General features: G+C 64.6%; 15 protein-coding genes. 7 read left to right on the top strand and 8 right to left on the bottom strand.

What is annotated here, in order from left to right; translation table 11 throughout:
- Nucleotides 1-11: 11 nt before the first annotated feature.
- The 4 genes from LJE61_RS12220 to LJE61_RS12205 all read left to right on the top strand — a co-directional run bounded on the left by LJE61_RS12220 (nucleotide 12) and on the right by LJE61_RS12205 (nucleotide 3,195).
- Nucleotides 12-1,259 (top strand): type II secretion system F family protein, encoded by a 1,248-nt coding sequence (locus tag LJE61_RS12220; protein WP_296911624.1) that lies wholly within the window; start codon nucleotides 12-14, stop codon nucleotides 1,257-1,259.
- A 30-nt stretch (nucleotides 1,260-1,289) separates the two neighbouring features.
- Complete coding sequence (locus LJE61_RS12215) at nucleotides 1,290-2,174, top strand: prepilin peptidase (RefSeq protein ID WP_296911622.1); 885 nt, start codon at nucleotides 1,290-1,292, stop codon at nucleotides 2,172-2,174.
- A gap of 9 nt (nucleotides 2,175-2,183) precedes the next feature.
- The gene (gene coaE, locus LJE61_RS12210; RefSeq protein ID WP_296911620.1) at nucleotides 2,184-2,789 is read left to right on the top strand and encodes a dephospho-CoA kinase; all 606 of its coding nucleotides are present in this window, start codon (nucleotides 2,184-2,186) and stop codon (nucleotides 2,787-2,789) included.
- 139 nt (nucleotides 2,790-2,928) lie between these two features.
- Complete coding sequence (locus tag LJE61_RS12205) at nucleotides 2,929-3,195, top strand: hypothetical protein (RefSeq protein WP_296918512.1); 267 nt, start codon at nucleotides 2,929-2,931, stop codon at nucleotides 3,193-3,195.
- Between the two features lie 157 nt (nucleotides 3,196-3,352).
- On the opposite strand, the gene LJE61_RS12200 is transcribed toward LJE61_RS12205, so the two are convergent.
- From LJE61_RS12200 to LJE61_RS12170, 7 genes are all read right to left on the bottom strand, one after another.
- Entirely contained in the window at nucleotides 3,353-3,808 is a 456-nt protein-coding gene (locus LJE61_RS12200) for a bacteriohemerythrin (RefSeq protein WP_296909299.1), read from the bottom strand.
- 386 nt (nucleotides 3,809-4,194) lie between these two features.
- The gene (locus LJE61_RS12195; RefSeq protein ID WP_296909300.1) at nucleotides 4,195-7,269 is read right to left on the bottom strand and encodes an error-prone DNA polymerase; all 3,075 of its coding nucleotides are present in this window, start codon (nucleotides 7,267-7,269) and stop codon (nucleotides 4,195-4,197) included.
- Nucleotides 7,270-7,514: 245 nt separating this feature from the next.
- Nucleotides 7,515-8,195, bottom strand: coding sequence for a TIGR04211 family SH3 domain-containing protein (locus LJE61_RS12190; RefSeq protein ID WP_296909301.1), 681 nt, complete (start codon nucleotides 8,193-8,195; stop codon nucleotides 7,515-7,517).
- 109 nt (nucleotides 8,196-8,304) lie between these two features.
- On the bottom strand, nucleotides 8,305-9,231 hold the full coding sequence (gene argF, locus LJE61_RS12185) for an ornithine carbamoyltransferase (protein WP_296909302.1): 927 nt from the start codon (nucleotides 9,229-9,231) through the stop codon (nucleotides 8,305-8,307).
- A 27-nt stretch (nucleotides 9,232-9,258) separates the two neighbouring features.
- Nucleotides 9,259-10,437, bottom strand: a complete 1,179-nt coding sequence (locus LJE61_RS12180) for an aspartate aminotransferase family protein (protein WP_296909303.1) — start codon at nucleotides 10,435-10,437, stop codon at nucleotides 9,259-9,261.
- A 208-nt stretch (nucleotides 10,438-10,645) separates the two neighbouring features.
- Nucleotides 10,646-11,197, bottom strand: a complete 552-nt coding sequence (locus LJE61_RS12175; RefSeq protein ID WP_296909304.1) for a cytochrome b — start codon at nucleotides 11,195-11,197, stop codon at nucleotides 10,646-10,648.
- Nucleotides 11,198-11,755: 558 nt separating this feature from the next.
- Nucleotides 11,756-12,337 (bottom strand): superoxide dismutase, encoded by a 582-nt coding sequence (locus LJE61_RS12170; RefSeq protein WP_296909305.1) that lies wholly within the window; start codon nucleotides 12,335-12,337, stop codon nucleotides 11,756-11,758.
- Nucleotides 12,338-12,570: 233 nt separating this feature from the next.
- Here LJE61_RS12170 and LJE61_RS12165 point away from each other — a divergent pair, with 233 nt between their 5' ends.
- From LJE61_RS12165 to grxD, 3 genes are all read left to right on the top strand, one after another.
- Entirely contained in the window at nucleotides 12,571-14,121 is a 1,551-nt protein-coding gene (locus LJE61_RS12165) for a hydantoinase B/oxoprolinase family protein (RefSeq protein WP_296909306.1), read from the top strand.
- A 141-nt stretch (nucleotides 14,122-14,262) separates the two neighbouring features.
- On the top strand, nucleotides 14,263-16,047 hold the full coding sequence (locus LJE61_RS12160; RefSeq protein ID WP_296918511.1) for an N-acetylglutaminylglutamine amidotransferase: 1,785 nt from the start codon (nucleotides 14,263-14,265) through the stop codon (nucleotides 16,045-16,047).
- 154 nt (nucleotides 16,048-16,201) lie between these two features.
- On the top strand, nucleotides 16,202-16,537 hold the full coding sequence (grxD, locus tag LJE61_RS12155; RefSeq protein WP_296909308.1) for a Grx4 family monothiol glutaredoxin: 336 nt from the start codon (nucleotides 16,202-16,204) through the stop codon (nucleotides 16,535-16,537).
- 64 nt (nucleotides 16,538-16,601) lie between these two features.
- On the opposite strand, the gene rnt is transcribed toward grxD, so the two are convergent.
- Nucleotides 16,602-17,255, bottom strand: coding sequence for a ribonuclease T (rnt, locus tag LJE61_RS12150; RefSeq protein ID WP_296909309.1), 654 nt, complete (start codon nucleotides 17,253-17,255; stop codon nucleotides 16,602-16,604).
- Nucleotides 17,256-17,338: the final 83 nt, after the last annotated feature.

Here is a 17,338-nt window from a genome sequence, read left to right as displayed (position 1 = left end):
GGGAAACGGAAATGGCAACGGCAGTGAAGAGGAAGCTCAGGACGAAGCCCCAAGCCGAGAAGGCCTATGTCTTCACCTGGGAAGGCCGCGACCGTCGTGGCACCCGAATTACCGGTGAGACCCGCGCACCCAACATGACACTGGTCAGGGCCGACCTGAAGCGGCAGGGCGTGAGCCTCACCAAGGTCAAGAAAAAGCCCCAGCCGCTATTCGGCGGCAAGAGGAAGATCACCAGCGCCGACCTCGCCATCTTCAGCCGCCAGCTCGCCACTATGATGTCCGCCGGGGTGCCCTTGGTGCAGGCCTTCGACATCGTCGGCCGCGGGCATGAGAATCCGGCGATGCAGGACATGATCCTGGCGATCAAGCAGGATATCGAGAGCGGCACATCCATGGCACTCGCCTTGGGCAAGTATCCACTCTATTTTGACGACCTGGTCTGCAACCTGGTCGCCGCCGGCGAGCAGGCCGGGGTCTTGGACGTCCTCCTCGACAAGATCGCGACCTACAAGGAGAAGACCGAATCCATCAAGGGCAAGATCAAGAAGGCGATGTTCTATCCACTGGCGGTCATCGCGGTGGCCATCATCGTTAGCGCGGTCCTCCTCATCTTCGTGATCCCCCAGTTCAAGGAGCTGTTCTCGAGCTTCGGCGCCGATCTCCCCGCCTTCACGCTGTTGGTCATCGGATTGTCTGACATGCTGCGCCGTTGGTGGTGGGTGGTCCTTCTCGCATTGGGCGCCGCGTCCTACGTCGTCGCCAATGTGTTCAAGCGATCACGCCGCTTCCGCGAGATCGTCGATCGCGCCGTTCTCAGGATCCCGGTGATCGGGCCGATCCTGCACAAGGCCGCGCTGGCGCGCTTCGCCCGCACGCTCTCGACCATGTTCGCGGCGGGGGTGCCACTGGTCGAGGCCCTCGACTCGGTCTCGGGTGCGACCGGCAATATCGTCTACCAGAATGCCGTCTTGAAGATGCGCGAGGAGGTGGCCACCGGTCAGTCCCTGCAGCTGTCGATGCGCCAGCAGGCACTGTTCCCGCACATGGTTATTCAGATGACCGCCATCGGGGAGGAATCCGGGTCACTCGATGAGATGCTGGCGAAGGTCGCCGACTTCTACGAAGAACAGGTCGATAACGCGGTTGACAGCCTGAGCAGTCTGCTCGAGCCCATGATCATGGTCGTGATCGGCGGGCTCGTCGGCAGCCTGATCATCGCCATGTATCTGCCGATCTTCAAACTGGCCGCCGTGGTCTGACCCTACGATCTGCCGCCATGGAGGCGCCCTATGAGCTGGATTGATATCGCCGAGCACAGCCCGCCGCTGCTCTACGGGACCACCGTCCTGCTTGGCCTGGTCGCCGGAAGCTTTCTGAACGTGGTGATCCTGCGGCTGCCTCGGATGCTTGAGGCGGCTTGGACACGAGACTGCGCGGAACTGGCGGGCGACGACGGCGCTGGCACCGACCACCCGGAGCCGGCACGCATCTCACTGGCGCACCCGCCCTCCACATGCACGCACTGCGGGCATCGAATTCGAGCCTACGAGAACATCCCTCTACTGAGCTATCTGCTCCTGGGCGGGCGCTGCTCGGCGTGCGGCGGCACAATCGGCGTGCGCTACCCGCTGGTGGAGGGCTTCACCGCGGTGCTGACCGTCGCGGTCATCCTGCACTTCGGTCTGAGCGTGCAGACCGCCCCTGCGCTGCTCTTGACCTGGGCACTGATCGCACTCGCGGTCATCGATTATGATACCCAGCTGTTGCCGGACAGCATGACCTTGCCGCTCGTTTGGCTCGGGTTGATCCTGAGCCTCTTCGGCGTCTTCACCGACAGCCACTCGGCCATTATCGGCGCCGTCGCCGGCTATCTCAGCCTGTGGATCGTCTTCCACCTGTTTCGGTTGATTACCGGCAAGGAAGGGATGGGCTACGGCGACTTCAAGCTCCTGGCGGTCCTCGGCGCCTGGCTGGGCTGGCAATCTCTGCCTCAGATCGTCCTCTTGTCGGCATTCACCGGGGCGTCGCTTGGGGTGATCCTGATCCTGAGCGGGCGACATGCACGGGGCTCACCCATACCCTTCGGACCCTTTCTCGCCGTCGCGGGATGGATCAGCTTGATCTGGGGGGAGCAGATCAACCGAGTCTATCTCCAGACGGTTGGCCTCGGCTAGGCGTCGATCGTGTTGGTCATTGGACTGACTGGCGGCATCGGAAGCGGCAAATCGACAGTGGCGGACGCGCTGGCGGCCCGCGGCGCGGGGGTGATCGACACGGACGTCTTGGCACGCGAGCTGGCTGCGCCGGGCAGCCCGGCCGCCAACGAGATCGCCGCCGCCTTCGGATCAGAGGTCATCCGCCCCGATGGCAGCCTCGATCGGGACTCCCTGCGCACCTTGGTGTTCCGGGACCCGGAGGCCCGCCGCCGTCTGGAAGCCATTCTGCATCCTCGGATCAAACGCCGGATGCTCCAGCGTCTGGCGGCGCTCGACACACCCTATGCGGTGCTCGTCATCCCCTTGCTGTTCGAAACCAATCAGCAGGACCTTGCCGATCGCGTGTTGGTCGTCGATGTTCCCCAAGCGGTTCAGCTCGAGCGCGTCCGTCGACGCAGCGGTCTAGCGGACACCGAGATCGCACACATCGTCGCAAGCCAGATCGGCCGCGCCGAGCGCCTGGCCAGGGCTGACGACATCATCGACAACAGCGGCGATCGCCGCGCACTTCTGGCCCAGGTGGAGCGGCTCCATCAGCGCTATCTCGGACTCGCGGATAAGCCGGCGGGCTAGCCCTTCCGCCGTCTTGAGCGAGCCGCTCGCGCGCGAAAATCGTACTTGATTTGTGTACACTTTGGTTCTATGGTTGTCGAGCACGTTTCGTTTACAAACGACAACGTGAATCCCGAAACCGCAACCAAGGATCACGCTCATGCGAACCACAACGCTTCGTTCCACATTCCTGTTCACGCTCTCCAGTGCAGCAATCGCGCTCGCAATCAGCACCCAGGTCTTGGCCGCATCCACGTGCAAAGCTCTGGAACAGGAAGTCTGCGAGACTACGGAGGACTGCCGCTGGCAAGCGGGTTATACACGGAAGGATGGAATCGAAGTCTCCAGCCATTGCCGCAGCTCGGGCAAGATGAAGGCGGTCAGCCCCGAGGTCAGTGTCAAGGACGGTGCCGAGAAGGCGTCCTGAGTGAGACTGCCCGCCGGCACCCACGGCCAGCGGAGCCGCAAGTGCCGGCGGGCAGCGCCGTCGCCCAACGGTATGATGGACGCCCGGGAGAGCAAGAGGCGACCGGTTCCGTCCGGTCAGCTGCGGATGAAGCGGAGATGAAGGCCGCAACCGGTCCTCACAGATCCGGATCTGTCGGTCGTTCGAGGTGCGCGGCCCTTCGCTCCCCAAGCCCCCCCGCCTTGACATGCAGGGCGTAAAGGACGTCCTCGTCTGCGATGTGATCGATCAACCAATCCTGGGTCAGGTCCAAGGCCCGATCCGCCAACTCTTGAGAGGCGCCGAAGGTGCGAAGATCGTCCTCCAGTGCGTCAAGATGACGCATGAAGGCAATATGCTGCCGCAAATGCGCCGCGAGATCCGGGTACGCATGCCTGCGCATGAAGTCTTCTTCGGTGGTGAAATGCGTCTCGGCATAGTCACGCATGAAGGCGAGGGCCTCGATCACGCCCTCCCGGCCCTCGCGGTTGAGGATCGCCTCATACAACTGGTGTGATGCGGCGAAGAAGCCTTGATGCTGCTGATCGATCTCGTCGATCCCGATCCGATAAGCGTCAGACCAATCTCTTAACATGTGCACTCCTTGGGAGCTGTAATGGATTCATCCACCCGAGTGACATCCGTCGCATAGGCCGATCCTCGACTCGTCCCGTTGCCGGCCCACCGCGAGTCCGGACAGAGCCAAAGCATGTGCGCCTTGACGACCCACGGATTGGACTCACTGCAAGTGGGGATTTCGCAGGCTCGCTCACCCTCACCGACCAGGCGATGCCGAAAAGCGCGGCACTGGGAGACAGGGATGTGGGCTCGAGATCATACACCCTGGTTCCGTTGAGCTGGGCAGGCGGAGCAGACAGCGGGCGCATCCGATGCGAAGCGGCCCGCCGATCGAAGGTCTCGCCACTTCAGCGTCTGCCGCGTGGCGGGATCGCCCTGGGCTGCTCCAGCGGCGAGATCCCCTCAACGAAAGTCGCGCGACCGGGTCAGGAGTCCGCCGAGCAACGCCGAGTCGTCGCCCAACCTTCGCGCAATCAAATGAGTCACACCGCTATGGCGCTGCACCTCGCCGACCACTGACAACAGGCGGGCGCCGAGCAGCACTGTCCTCTGCCGCTCGGCCAAGTCCGGCCAGACCAACAGATTGACGTAGCCGGTCTCGTCCTCGAGTGTCACGAAGGTGACGTCTTTGGCGGAGGCCGGCCGCTGACGGTTGATCACCAGACCCGAGGTCCGGACCTGTGCACCCGGTGGTGCCTCGCCAACCTCACGCGCCGACAGCAGACGCCGCTGCTCGAGCCGCGGTCGTAGCAGTGCCAATGGATGTCGCCGCAGTGTAAGACCGCAAGCCTGATAGTCGGCAATGATCTCCGCACCCTCGCTCGGGACCGGCAACAGGGGCAGTGCGCCAGGATCGCGCGGGGGCGGCGCCAGGGGCAGGTCCGTGCCGAGCCCGCAAACCTGCCACAAGGCCAGGCGGCGGTTTCCGGTCAGACCGGCCAGTGCATCGGCACCGGCCAGAGCCTTGAGGTCCTTGCGGGTCAGACCGACCCGCTCCTCCAGGTCGGCCAGGGACGACCAAGGACGCTCCTGGCGCTGCTGGACCAGTTGCTCCGCGCCGGCCTGCGAGAGCCCCTTGACCATGCAGAGGCCGAGCCGCAGCGTTGCCGCGCCATCGCGAGCCGGCTCCAAGCGGCAATCCCAGTTGCTCGCACAGACATCGACCGGTCGCACCTCGACTCCCTGGCGACGTGCCTCCCGGATCAACTGGGCTGGGGCATAGAAACCCATGGGCTGGCTATCGAGGAGGGCGGCGAAGAAGGCGGCTGGCTCGTGATGCTTGAGCCAGGCGGAAACATACACGAGCAAGGCGAAGCTTGCCGCGTGGGACTCCGGGAAACCATACTCACCAAAGCCCAGGATCTGGTGATAGATCTGCTCGGCGAAGGCCAGCGTGTAACCGCGCATCACCATGCCCCCGACCAGGCGTCCGCGCAGTCCCTCGAGCCCTCCGCGACGGCGCCAGGCAGCCATCGAGCGGCGGACCTCATCCGCCTCGCCCGGCGAGAAACCGGCCGCCACCGTGGCCACCTTGATCACCTGCTCCTGGAAGATCGGAACCCCGAGGGTACGGCCCAGCACCTCTCTGACCGCCTCGGACGGATAGGTCACGGGCTCCAATCCCTGACGGCGCCGCAGATAGGGGTGCACCATGTCGCCCTGGATGGGCCCCGGGCGGACGATCGCCACCTCAATCACCAGGTCGTAGAAGCAGGCCGGCTTGAGCCGCGGCAGCATCGCCATCTGCGCGCGCGACTCGATCTGGAAGACACCCGTAGTCTCGCCGCGCTGAATCATTCGGTAGACCAGAGGATCCTCCGGCGGGATATCAGCGAGGCGCAGGTCGGTCTTGCGAAAGCCGTTGATGAGGTCCAGTGCTCGACGAATGGCACTGAGCATCCCCAGCGCCAGGCAGTCGACCTTGAGCAGCCCGAGCGACTCCAGGTCGTCCTTGTCCCATTGGATGACGGTGCGCCTGTCCATGGCCGCATTCTCGATCGGCACGAGCCGGTGCAGATCATCGCGCGCGATGACGAAGCCGCCGACATGCTGGGAGAGATGCCGGGGAAAACCCAACAGCTCATGGACCAGACGCATGGTCTTGAGCACCAACGGGTCATACGGATCCAGCCCCACCTCACGCAGCCGTTCAGGCGCGATCGCCTGTCCATCCCACCAGTTGAGATTGCGCGCCAGACGATCGACCTGATCCGGACCCATGCCGAGCGCCTTGCCCACGTCACGCACCGCGCTCCGTGGGCGATAGCAGACCAGGCTCGCCGCCAAGGCGGCGCGCTCGCGGCCGTATTTGGCATAGACGTACTGGATCACCTCCTCGCGCCGCTGGTGCTCAAAGTCCACATCGATGTCCGGCGGCTCGCCGCGCTCGCGCGAGATGAATCGTTCGAAGAGCATCTCCATGCGCGATGGGTCAACCTCGGTGATCCCCAGGCAATAGCAGACCGCCGAGTTGGCCGCCGACCCGCGGCCCTGACACAGGATCCCGCGTGAGCGTGCAAACCGAACGATGTCATGAACCGTAAGGAAATAGGGCTCATAGGCGAGCTCGCCGATCAAGTTCAGCTCATGCTCAAGCATCGACTGTACACTTGGGGGCACGCCGCCCGGGAAGCGCTCACGGGCGCCCTGCTCGGTCAGGCGGCGCAGATGAATCCTTGGGGAGATGCCGGACGGGACCAGCTCATCCGGATACTCATAACGCAGCTCGTCGAGCGTGAAACGGCAGGCGGACGCGATCTCCAGTGTCTCGGCGAGCAGCGACGGGGGATAGAAGCGCCCGAGATCCTGCAGGCGACGCAGATGGTTCTCCCGATTCTGCGCCAACGCGGCACCGACACTGTCCACCCTCACCCCGAGTCGGATTGCGGTCAGGGTATCGAGCAGCGACCGGCGGCTCGGCACATGCATGGAGACCTCGCCCACCGCCACGAGAGGGAGTCCGCAGGCCTGTCCGAGCCGTTGCAGGCGTTCGAGACGCGCCCGATCCCCGCCGCGACGCAGCAGGCTCACCCCGATCCACAACCGGCCCCGCAGACGCTCGGCCAGCCTGTAGCCGGTCGCGGGATCGGTCTCCACATCGGGAAGCCAGAGCAGCAGGCAGTCGGGGAGACCATCATCCAGATCGGATGGCAGGAGACGGAAGTCCCCCTTCTTGGCACGCCGTCGAGCGCGTGAGATCAGCATCGAGAGGTTGCCGTAGCCGTCGCGGTTGACAGCCAACGCCACCAGACGCAGGCCAGATTCCAAGGGCAGCTCGCTCCCGATGATGAGCGCAAAACCGAGTGATTTGGCCTCCGCGTGTGCACGCACCACACCCGAAAACGAGCAGCGGTCGGTCAGAGCAAGCGCGCGATAGCCCAAATCAGAGGCACGCCGGACGAGCTCCTCGGGGTGGGAGGCGCCGCGCAGGAAGGAGAAGTTTGAACGGCAGCAGAGCTCGGCGTACGCGACGGACACGAAAGTGCCTGCATGCGAATGACTGTTTATTCATACAGTATCCGACATCGCAACGATCGTCCAGATCAGAAGGGGCGCGCAGAGGCGCCGAACCCAGACGGGCCCGTGTGCGGGCAGTCATCCGCTCTCAACCAGCTGAGAATCGCAGCCTATCGCGCCCGGATCATGCGACCGAGCGAAAATGCTGAAAAACTGCTTCCAAATCAGGCCTGAAAGCCGGCGACCGCCATGCCAAGTAGGCAGACTCAGAGAGACCCCCAGGAGCTTCGGCGACGAAACCTGAAATGCGGAAGGACGAGACCGATCAGGACACCGACGAGGATCACTCCGGCACCGATCATGAACCACCGCTGATTGGTCTGGTTAATGAGATCCTGGTTTGCTTGCTCGAGATCGGCTCGCTCCCGCGTGAGCTCGCTCACCTGGATACGCAGGCGTTCCCGGTCGCTGGTGATGTCGAGGATATTGGCCGACGCATGGCGTATGGTCGCCAGCTCTTGCTCCAGCCGCTGCTTCTCGCGCTGCAGATTCTGGAATTCCGCATTGATGCGGGTCTGGTCGGCCTGTAAGGCGGCAAGCCGCGCGGCGAGTGCGTCCGGCTCCGCCTGCAGCTCGCTCAGCCGCTTTTCGAGCTCGACGACCCGATCGCGTGCCGCTGGCTCGTCTTGGAGCTCGCGCTCGAGGACGTAGCCGACCGTCCCGTCCTCGGTGCGCACACGGGCGTAGTCGGTCGCCTTGTTGACACTCAAGACCTCCAGCGGTGTGCCGCTCGGAAGCATCCGGATGATGCGATAGCGATTGCTCTCACCCGTGCGCAAGGTGACTTCGAGCGCATCCGTCACATAACGCGTCGCAGCGTGGAGCACCGGGATCTGGGCAGCCTGGACGCCCGCGAGAAAGATCGAAAGAAGCACAGCACGTCTCACGGCTCGTCCTCGTCTACGCATGGTTTGTGCGCGGGAATCGCGGGGCGGTTCTGGCCGGGCCACGCGGGGGACCGATCGGAAGGGCATCTTCGCGAGGGCCTGGCGCGTGTCACGGCATCGGAAGCAGGAGGAGCTCAAGCAAGGCCTTTTGGGCATGCAGTCGGTTCTCCGCCTGATCCCAGACCACGGACCGAGGACCGTCGATGACAGAGGCGGCGACCTCCTCGCCACGGTGTGCCGGCAGACAATGCATGAAGAGCGCATCGGTCGCGGCCCGAGACATCACGGTATCGTTGACCTGAAAAGGCGCAAACAGGGCCTGACGCCTGGCCTGCTCGTCCTCTTGACCCATGCTCGCCCAGACGTCGGTCGCGACCAGATCGGCCCCCTCGGCCGCCTCCGCCGGGTCTCGCACGATGCGGCATCGATCATCGACGGCGGCGAAGAGGTCGGGGTTGGGGTCGAAGCCCTCCGGACAGGCGATCGAGAGCTCGAAATCGAACAGACGAGCGGCTTCCATGAACGAGTGGCACATGTTGTTTCCGTCTCCGACCCAGGTCACGCGCCGCCCGCGGATGTCCCCACGATGCTCCTGATAGGTCTGCAGGTCGGCGAGCAGCTGGCAGGGGTGCAAGCGATCGGTCAGACCATTGATGACCGGGACTTCGGAATGCGCAGCGAAACGCTCGAGCGTCTCCTGCCTGAAGGTCCGGATCATCACGGCATCGACCATGCGGGAGAGGACCCGGGCACTGTCCTCGATCGGCTCGCCGCGGCCCAGCTGGGTGTCGCGCGGTGACAGAAACAGGGCATGGCCGCCCAGCTGGACCATCCCGGCCTCGAACGACACCCGGGTGCGGGTCGACGACTTGTCGAAGATCATCGCCAGTGTGCGACCCGGAAAGGGGCGATATTCCTCGCCGGATCTCAGCATGCGCTTGAGCTCCATCGCACGCGCAATGAGTGCCCGGGCTTCATCGGCGCTCAGATCGAGCAAGGATAGGAAGTGTCGGCAGCGTGATCGACAGGTACCCATGAGCATCATGTCTCCCGCATGGCACGCTCAGTCGTGATCCAGATAGCGCGTGATCAGGGCAGTCAACCCTTGAAGCAGATGGTCGGCCTCCTGGCGAGTCAGAATGAGCGGCGGTAACAGCCGGATGACCCGCTCTGCCGTCACACTGATGAGCAGCCCCGCCTCAAGTGCCTGGCCAACCAGGTCGGCGCAGGGGCGATCCACCTCGATCCCGAGCATCAGACCACGCCCACGGATCTCGACCACACCCGCGACATCGCCCAACGCCTCCCGGAACCCCGCGAGGAGATAGGCGCCCTGCTCGGCTGCATTGGCGACCAGCTCGCCGGCGGCAATCGACTCCAACACGGCGCGCGCGGCGCGGCACGCCAACGGGTTGCCCCCGAACGTCGACCCATGGGAGCCAGGACCCAGGACCTCAGCCGCGGCACCTCGTGCGAGGCACGCCCCGATCGGCACGCCATTCGCCAAACCCTTGGCGAGGGTCATGACGTCGGGGGCCGATTCACCGTGCTGATGGGCGAAAAGGCGGCCGGTGCGCCCCATCCCCGTCTGGATCTCATCGCAGATCAGCAACCATCCTTGGCGGTCGCAGAGCTCACGTAAACGCCGCCCGTAATCCGGGGATGGGATCCGGATGCCGCCTTCGCCCTGGATCGGCTCGACCAAGATCGCGACGATATTCGGACGATTGGCGGCCGCTGTCTCGATCGCTGCCACGTCATCATAGGGAACCCGGACGAACCCCTGAACCAGAGGCTCGAATCCCGCTTGGACCTTTCGATTCCCGGTCGCCGACAAGGTCGCGAGCGTGCGGCCATGGAAGCTGTTCTCGGTGACCAGGATCGCCGGATTATCCACGCCGCGCTGATGGGCGTGGAGTCGGGCGAGCTTGATCGCGGCCTCGTTGGCTTCCGCCCCCGAGTTGGCGAAGAAGACGCGATCCATTCCGGACATCTGGGTCAGCATGGCTCCCAGGCGCTCTTGCTCGGTAATCCGGTAGAGATTCGAGGTATGAACAAGCAGACCTGCCTGCTCGCAGATCGCTTCGCGGATCGCCGGGTGCGCGTGACCAAGCCCGCACACAGCGATCCCCGAGAGGGCATCGAGATAGCGCCGGCCCTCCGTATCCCAAAGCCAAACGCCTTCACCGCGCGCGAAGGCAACAGGCAAGCGCGTGTAGGTGGCCATCAAGGGTTCGCTCATGTCGGCAGGCACCGCCCAGTCTTCAAAAACAAAAGAGGCGGTTCCTCCACAAGGGAAACCGCCTCTACTCAAAGGCGAAGTGCGTGAATATAACGCGAAAGCCGCTCGGCCGACAAGAAGATGACCACGGGGCCGAACGAGCAGCGCGGCTGCCCGGGAGCGCCGCCCCGTCACAGCGTCAAGCGACCTCCCGAGCGTGCAGGGCGCGTCAGATTAGACTGATCCGCTGCATGACACCGTCACGTCTGATCTTCCAGTGATAGACCGCGGCCGCCACATGAACGACGATCAGCGTGAGGATCGTCCAGCCGACCCACGCGTGATACTGAAACAAGGTCTCGCTGAGGGCTTCGTCCTTGCCGATCAGCCCCGGAAGGGTGGCGCCGAAGAACTGAACCGGGTAGCCTCCGGCGGCGGTCGCCAACCAGCCCAGCACAGGCATCAGGATCAGCGCGACATACAAGAGACTGTGAACCGTGAGACTGGCCGCCCGCTGAAACCAATGTAGAGGGGGCTGGTAGGCAGGGAACGCGAGGACCCGTCTCAGGACCAGGCGCAGCACCATGAGGATGAGCACCAGGATCCCGAATGTCTTGTGGTAGGTATACAGCTGATTGGTCATCTCGATCCCCACCAGGTCCTTGACGCCGTCGAAACCCAGCCTTCCCAGCAGCGAGCCGATGACGATCAAAGCCAGCACCAGGATCACGATCAGCCAGTGCAACAGGCGCTGGACCAGGCTGTAGCGAAGCATCTCCATGTCGGCCTCCAAAAGGTGTCGATAAGGTCGCGCACGTCTCGATCGGTCGGATGACGAAGCCCGTGGCGGCGCAACTCAGGACGCCGGCTGCAACCCGGCGGCCGGCGGGCCTGATCGCAGAGGTGTGGCCCGAACCACCCGTAGCCGTCCCGGCCGGCGGAGTGCGACACCGTCGATGATAAGGGGGTGGGCCGCGGGGCGACGAGGCCGAGGTCGGGTGACGTCTTGTGCCCGTCCCACGGTCTGGGAGACTGTCGGACGTGAGGCCGATCGACTGCGCCGGCGGGAGAGCGGCCTATACCCCCCGGTGTCTCGTCACACAGGCCCGCTGCGCGTCTCACAACCGGTCGAATCGGACCTCGCTCTCCCACGCCCTCGCTTCGATCCCCTCAGTCCGACAGGCTCCCAGCAGACCAGATCAGCCCGCGCGTCGCGCCACCCGCGGTACGGGTTCCGCCGGAGCAGCATCCTGAGCGCGATCGAACGCCGTTGAGCTGAGCCACCGCACAGACTCCGCCCAGTCCCGGCCTTTCAATGCGGGCCACCGAGCTGGGTCGGTCAAGCCGTGTAGTTCGCCGCGACGAACCCCCAGTTGACCTTGTCCCAGATCGCTTCGAGATACCTCGGACGGGCGTTGCGATAATCGATGTAGTAGGCGTGCTCCCAGACGTCGATGGTGAGGAGCGGAGTCTTGCCCTCGGTGAGAGGGGTGCCGGCGTTGGAGGTGTTCGCGATGTCGATCGACCCATCCGCAGTCTTCACAAGCCAGGTCCAGCCCGACCCGAAGTTGGTTGCGGCGGCCTGCGAGAATTGTTTCTTGAGCTCATCGAAGGAGCCAAACTTGGCGTTGATGGCGTCGGCTAGCGCACCGGTCGGCGCCCCGCCGCCGCTCGGGCTGAGGCAGTTCCAGTAGAATGTGTGGTTCCAGACCTGAGCCGCGTTGTTGAACACCCCCCCGGACGATTTCATGATGATGTCTTCGAGGCTCATGGACTCGAACTCGGTTCCGGGGATCAGGTTGTTGAGGTTGTTGACGTAGGTCTGGTGATGCTTGCCGTAGTGGTACTCAATGGTCTCGGCGGAGATGACAGGCTCCAAGGCATCCTTTTCGAACGGCAATGCGGGTAGCTCGTGAACCATCGTGAGGCCTCCGATCTGGTGTGGACTGGAATCTTCTACACAAAGGGCAAGATTGGCCCGCGTTCAGGTATCTCAAGCCGATCGCGGGCCAACATCGGGGGCGGTGAGGGACATTTCCCTGCGGCCGCGGCCTTCGGTGAGTCGCGACGCCAACCCGGCGGTTGACCATGAGCGGATCCGTGACGAGTGGATCTTTGACGGCGCCCGGCGGGCGCCGGGGGCTGAGTTTGGCAATGAACGCAATCGAGCTGGGCCTCTTTGCCAGCCGCCTCCAGGCCGTCTGTGAGGAGATGGGGCTCGTCCTGCGCCGGGCCGCCTTCTCGACGAACATCCGCGATCGGCTCGATTTCTCCTGCGCGGTCTTCGATCGCGGCGGACATCTCAGCGCCCAGGCGGCGCACATACCGGTCCATTTGGGCAGCATGGCCTATGCCATGGCGGATATCGTGAGCGCCTGCGAATGGGCCGAAGGCGACATGGTGGTGCTCAACGACCCATTCCTCGGGGGGACCCATCTCCCGGACGTCACCCTCATCGCACCGCTCTTCGCGGGCGGGCGTGTGATCGCCTTTCTGGCCAATCGCGCTCATCATGCCGACATCGGCGCCATTGCACCGGGCTCGATGCCGGTCTCACGTACGCTTGACGAGGAGGGCCTGGTGCTTGCGCCCAGCCTTCTGATCCGCCGGGGCCACCTCGACCAGGCCCAACTGGGGCGTATCCTCGACGCGACACGCAATCCGGATGACGCTCGCGGTGACTTCTTGGCCCAGATCAGCTCGAATCGGGCCGGACAATCGCGTCTGGGAGGCTTGATCGAGGCCCTCGGCCCGTCTGCCTTCGAGGCGGCGATCCAGGATCTCAACGCTTACGGCGAACGACTTGCCCGTGTCGCCCTGCGGCAGATCCCGCCCGGGATCTATCGCTTCGAGGATGTCATGGACGATGACGGTCAGGGGACCGAGGCGATCCCCATCCGGGTCGCCATCGAGGCTTCACCAGAGCGGATCCACGTCGACTTCGCCGGCACGGCACACCAGGTGCCGGGCAACATCAACTGCCCGCTCTCCGTTGCTGCCGCGGCGGTGCTCTATGCCTTTCGCTGCCTGATGCCGCCCCAGACGCCGGCCTGCGCCGGAACCTTTCGTTCGATCAGCATCGCGGCCCCTGCCGGCAGCCTGCTCAATGCGCGGCGCCCCGCAGCAGTGGCCGCGGGCAATGTCGAGACCAGCACCCGGGTCGTGGATGTCGTCACGGGCGCGCTCGGCCGAGCGATCCCCGACCTGATTCCGGCCGCCAGCCAAGGTAGCATGAATAATCTCGCGCTCGGCAGCACCGAACGCGGCGCATTCTGGGACTACTATGAGACCATTGGGGGCGGAATGGGTGCGGGCAGCGTCGGCGGGGGGTGGTCCGGCGTCCATACGCACATGACCAACACGCTCAATACGCCGATCGAGGTCCTGGAGGCGCGGTATCCGGTGCGGGTGCAGCGCTACGCTTTGCGCCGGGGGTCTGGGGGCGACGGCGTTCGCCGGGGCGGAGATGGCTTGGTCCGCGAGCTCACCTTCCTCGCGCCGGCCGACGTCACACTCCTGACCGAGCGTCGGCGCTTCGACCCCTGGGGAATGGCAGGCGGCGGCCCGGGCGCGCGTGGTTGCAACACATTGAATGAGAGAGATCTCCCCCCAAAAATCAGCGTCCGAGTGGGGCCAGGGGATCGCCTGACGATCGAGACGCCGGGAGGCGGTGGCTGGGGAGCGGAGGCCGCGACAGACGCCTGAGCCGATCTGTCCATCCCCATGTCTGACGCCGAGTGCAGGCGAAGGATCTTCACCATCCTCAAGGGCTTGAGCGCGCGCGGATGCGTCTGGCCCCTTGAGTTCATCCATTCGACCGGGTCGACCCTGTAGGAGAGCGCTCAAATGTGCGGCATCTGCGGTGAATTGCGGCTCGACGGGGCGCCGGTCGACCTGGCGGCGATCCAGGCGATGATGGGCGAGCTGGTCCGGCGCGGTCCGGACCATGGCGGAAGCTACAGCGACGGGGCGCTCGGCTTCGGACACCGGCGGCTCTCCATCATCGACCTCTCTGTACGCTCCAACCAGCCCATGGTCGATGCCGAGTTGGGACTCGCCTTGGTCTTCAACGGGACGATCTACAACTACCGCGCCCTGCGTCGCGAGCTGGAGGAGCGGGGTTATCGTTTCTTCTCAAACGGGGACAGCGAGGTGATCCTGAAGGCCTGGCATGCCTGGGGTACCGACTGCTGCGCGCATCTGCACGGGATGTTCGCCTTCGCAGTCTGGGACGCCAATCAACAGGCGCTCTTTCTCGCCCGGGACCGTTTCGGGATCAAGCCGCTCTATTGGTCAGACCAAGGCTCGACGCTGCGTTTCGCGTCGAGTACCCAGGCACTCATGGCATGCGGCGGGGTGGACACCACGATCGATCCGGTCGCTTTGCACCACCTGTTCACCCTGCATGCCGTGGTCCCGGCGCCGCGCACCGTCTTGCGCGGAATCCGCAAGCTCGCCCCAGGACACTGGCTGCGCATCGATGCCCGAGGCGCGCGGTCGGAGGCAGCCTTTTGGCGCCTGTCGGCGACACGCCCGGCGCAGACGCGGAGCGAGCCGGAGTGGCTGGAGGCGATCCACGAGGCGCTGCGCCATGCGGTGAGGATCCGCAGCGAGGTGGCAGACGTCCCGGTGGGGGTGCTCCTCTCCGGCGGTCTGGATTCAAGCCTGCTGGTTGCACTCCTTGCCGAGGCGGGGGTGGCGGACCTTCGGACCTTCTCCGTCGGGTTTGAAGATACCCCGGAAGAAGCGGGGAGTGAGTTCCAGTACTCCGATCTCGTCGTCGCCCGTTATGGCACGCGGCATCGGCGGTTGCGAGTCCCGAACGCGCGGGTCCTGGAGCGGTTGCCGGAGGCGATCGATGCGATGACCGAGCCGATGTTCGGCCAGGACGCCGTGGCCTTCTATCTGCTGGCCGAGCAGGTCTCGAAGGAGGTCAAGGTTGTGCAGTCGGGTCAAGGCGCGGACGAGGTCTTCGGGGGCTATTTCTGGTATCCGCGCATCGCGGCGGAGCGCGAGGGGTCGCCGCTCGAGCGGTTCCGCAGGCACTATTTCGACCGCGATCATGACGAGTACCTGCGTATGGTCAACGACGCCTACGCCTGCGAGGACCACACCTCGGCACTGATTGGCGCCCGACTGGCCGAGCCCGATGCCGACGAGCTCATGGACGCCGTCCTACGGCTAGACGTGACCACGCTGATCGTCGACGACCCGGTCAAGCGGGTGGACAACATGACGATGGCCTGGGGGCTCGAGGCCCGGGTACCCTTTCTCGACCATGACCTGGTCGAGCTGGCCGCGAGCTGCCCGCCCGAGCTCAAGCTCCGGGATGGCGGCAAGTACCCGCTCAAGGCGATGGCGCGCGGACTGTTGCCTGACGCCGTCATCGATCGACCGAAAGGCTACTTTCCGATGCCGGCGCTAAAGTACGTCCGCGGTCCGTTCCTGGAGATGATGCGGGACGTGCTGGGATCACGCGCCTGCCGAGAACGCGGCCTCTATCGAAAGCCGTATCTCGACGAGTTGCTCGCCGCCCCGGACATGCACCACACCCGCATCCAAGGCAACAAGCTCTGGCACCTTGCGCTGCTCGAGCTCTGGCTGCAGCGCAACGTCGATTCGGCCTGTTGAAGGCCCGAGAGTCAGCCCAGGCAGAATGGCGGATGGACGGCCTCCGAGGGGACACCGCCGTCGACACTTGGGTCCGCTTGCGGGACGCTTGAAATGGCCACTCCCGTCCCGACAGTCTGCAGAGGTTAAATCGAACGGTCTGATGAGGTGAGCGATGGACGTGCTGGAGCGCATTGGCGAACAGGTCAAGAACAACCCAGTGGTGATCTATATGAAAGGCACCCCTCAGTTCCCCCAGTGTGGGTTTTCGATGAGGGCGGCTGCCGCCCTGCAGGAGTGCGGCGTCCCCTTTGCGTACGTCAACGTGCTGCAGGATCCGGAGATCTTCGAGAATCTCCCGCGCTACGCGGATTGGCCGACCTTTCCCCAGATCTACATCGACGGCGAGCTCATCGGCGGCTGCGACATCACGCTCGAGCTGCACGCCGGCGGCCAGCTCAAGCCGATGATGGAGGAGGCGGCCGCAAAGCGTGGGACGCAGGCCGGCTGAGCGTCGGCGCCGCGCGACCTTTGTACGCCGGGGAGACGCCAGGGCCGGCCTGAGGGACGTCCCTTCAGGGTTGTGGGCCAGTCTCCCACGCACGAACGGGATCCAGCTCGCGCCACCGGTTCACGATGGTGCAAAACAGACGCGCCGTCTGCTCTGCGTCGTAGAGAGCGGAGTGCGCCTCACTGGTCTGCCACCCCAGACCCGCCTCTCGCGATGCGCGCGCCAAAACCGTCTGTCCAAACATCAGACCGGCGAGCGTCACGGTATCGAAGACGCTGAAAGAGTGGAACGGGTTGCGTTTGGAGCCCGTCCGCTCTACGGCCGCCTTGACGAAGCCCAGGTCGAAATGCGCATTGTGCCCCACCAGGATGGCCCGATTGCAACCAGTCGACTTCACGGCCTTTCGGATCGGTGTCAAGATGCGGCTCAAGGCGTCCGACTCGGACACGGCATCGCGAAAAGGGTGGTCGGGGTCGATGCGGTTGAAAGCCAGTGCGCTTGGATCAACTTCCGAGCCCACAAACGGCAGCACATGGCAGGCGATAGGAGACCCCGGCTCGAGTCGCCCGTCCGGCAGCATCCGGATGATGATGGCCGCGATTTCCAGGAGCGCGTGTCGCTGCGGATCGAAACCGCCCGTTTCGACGTCGACGACGACCGGCAGAAAACCCCGGAAGCGGGCCGCGATGCCCTCTCTGGTCTTTGGCTCCTGTTTCATCGCATCAGCATAAGTGGCACGAAGATGAATGCCAAACCCGGTCACTCCGATTACAGCGATTCGGCTCACGCTTAGGACCCGCC

Source organism: Thiocapsa sp. (assembly GCF_022340925.1).
GTDB lineage: Bacteria > Pseudomonadota > Gammaproteobacteria > Chromatiales > Chromatiaceae > Thiocapsa.
This window is presented reverse-complemented; position numbering and strand designations above follow the sequence as displayed.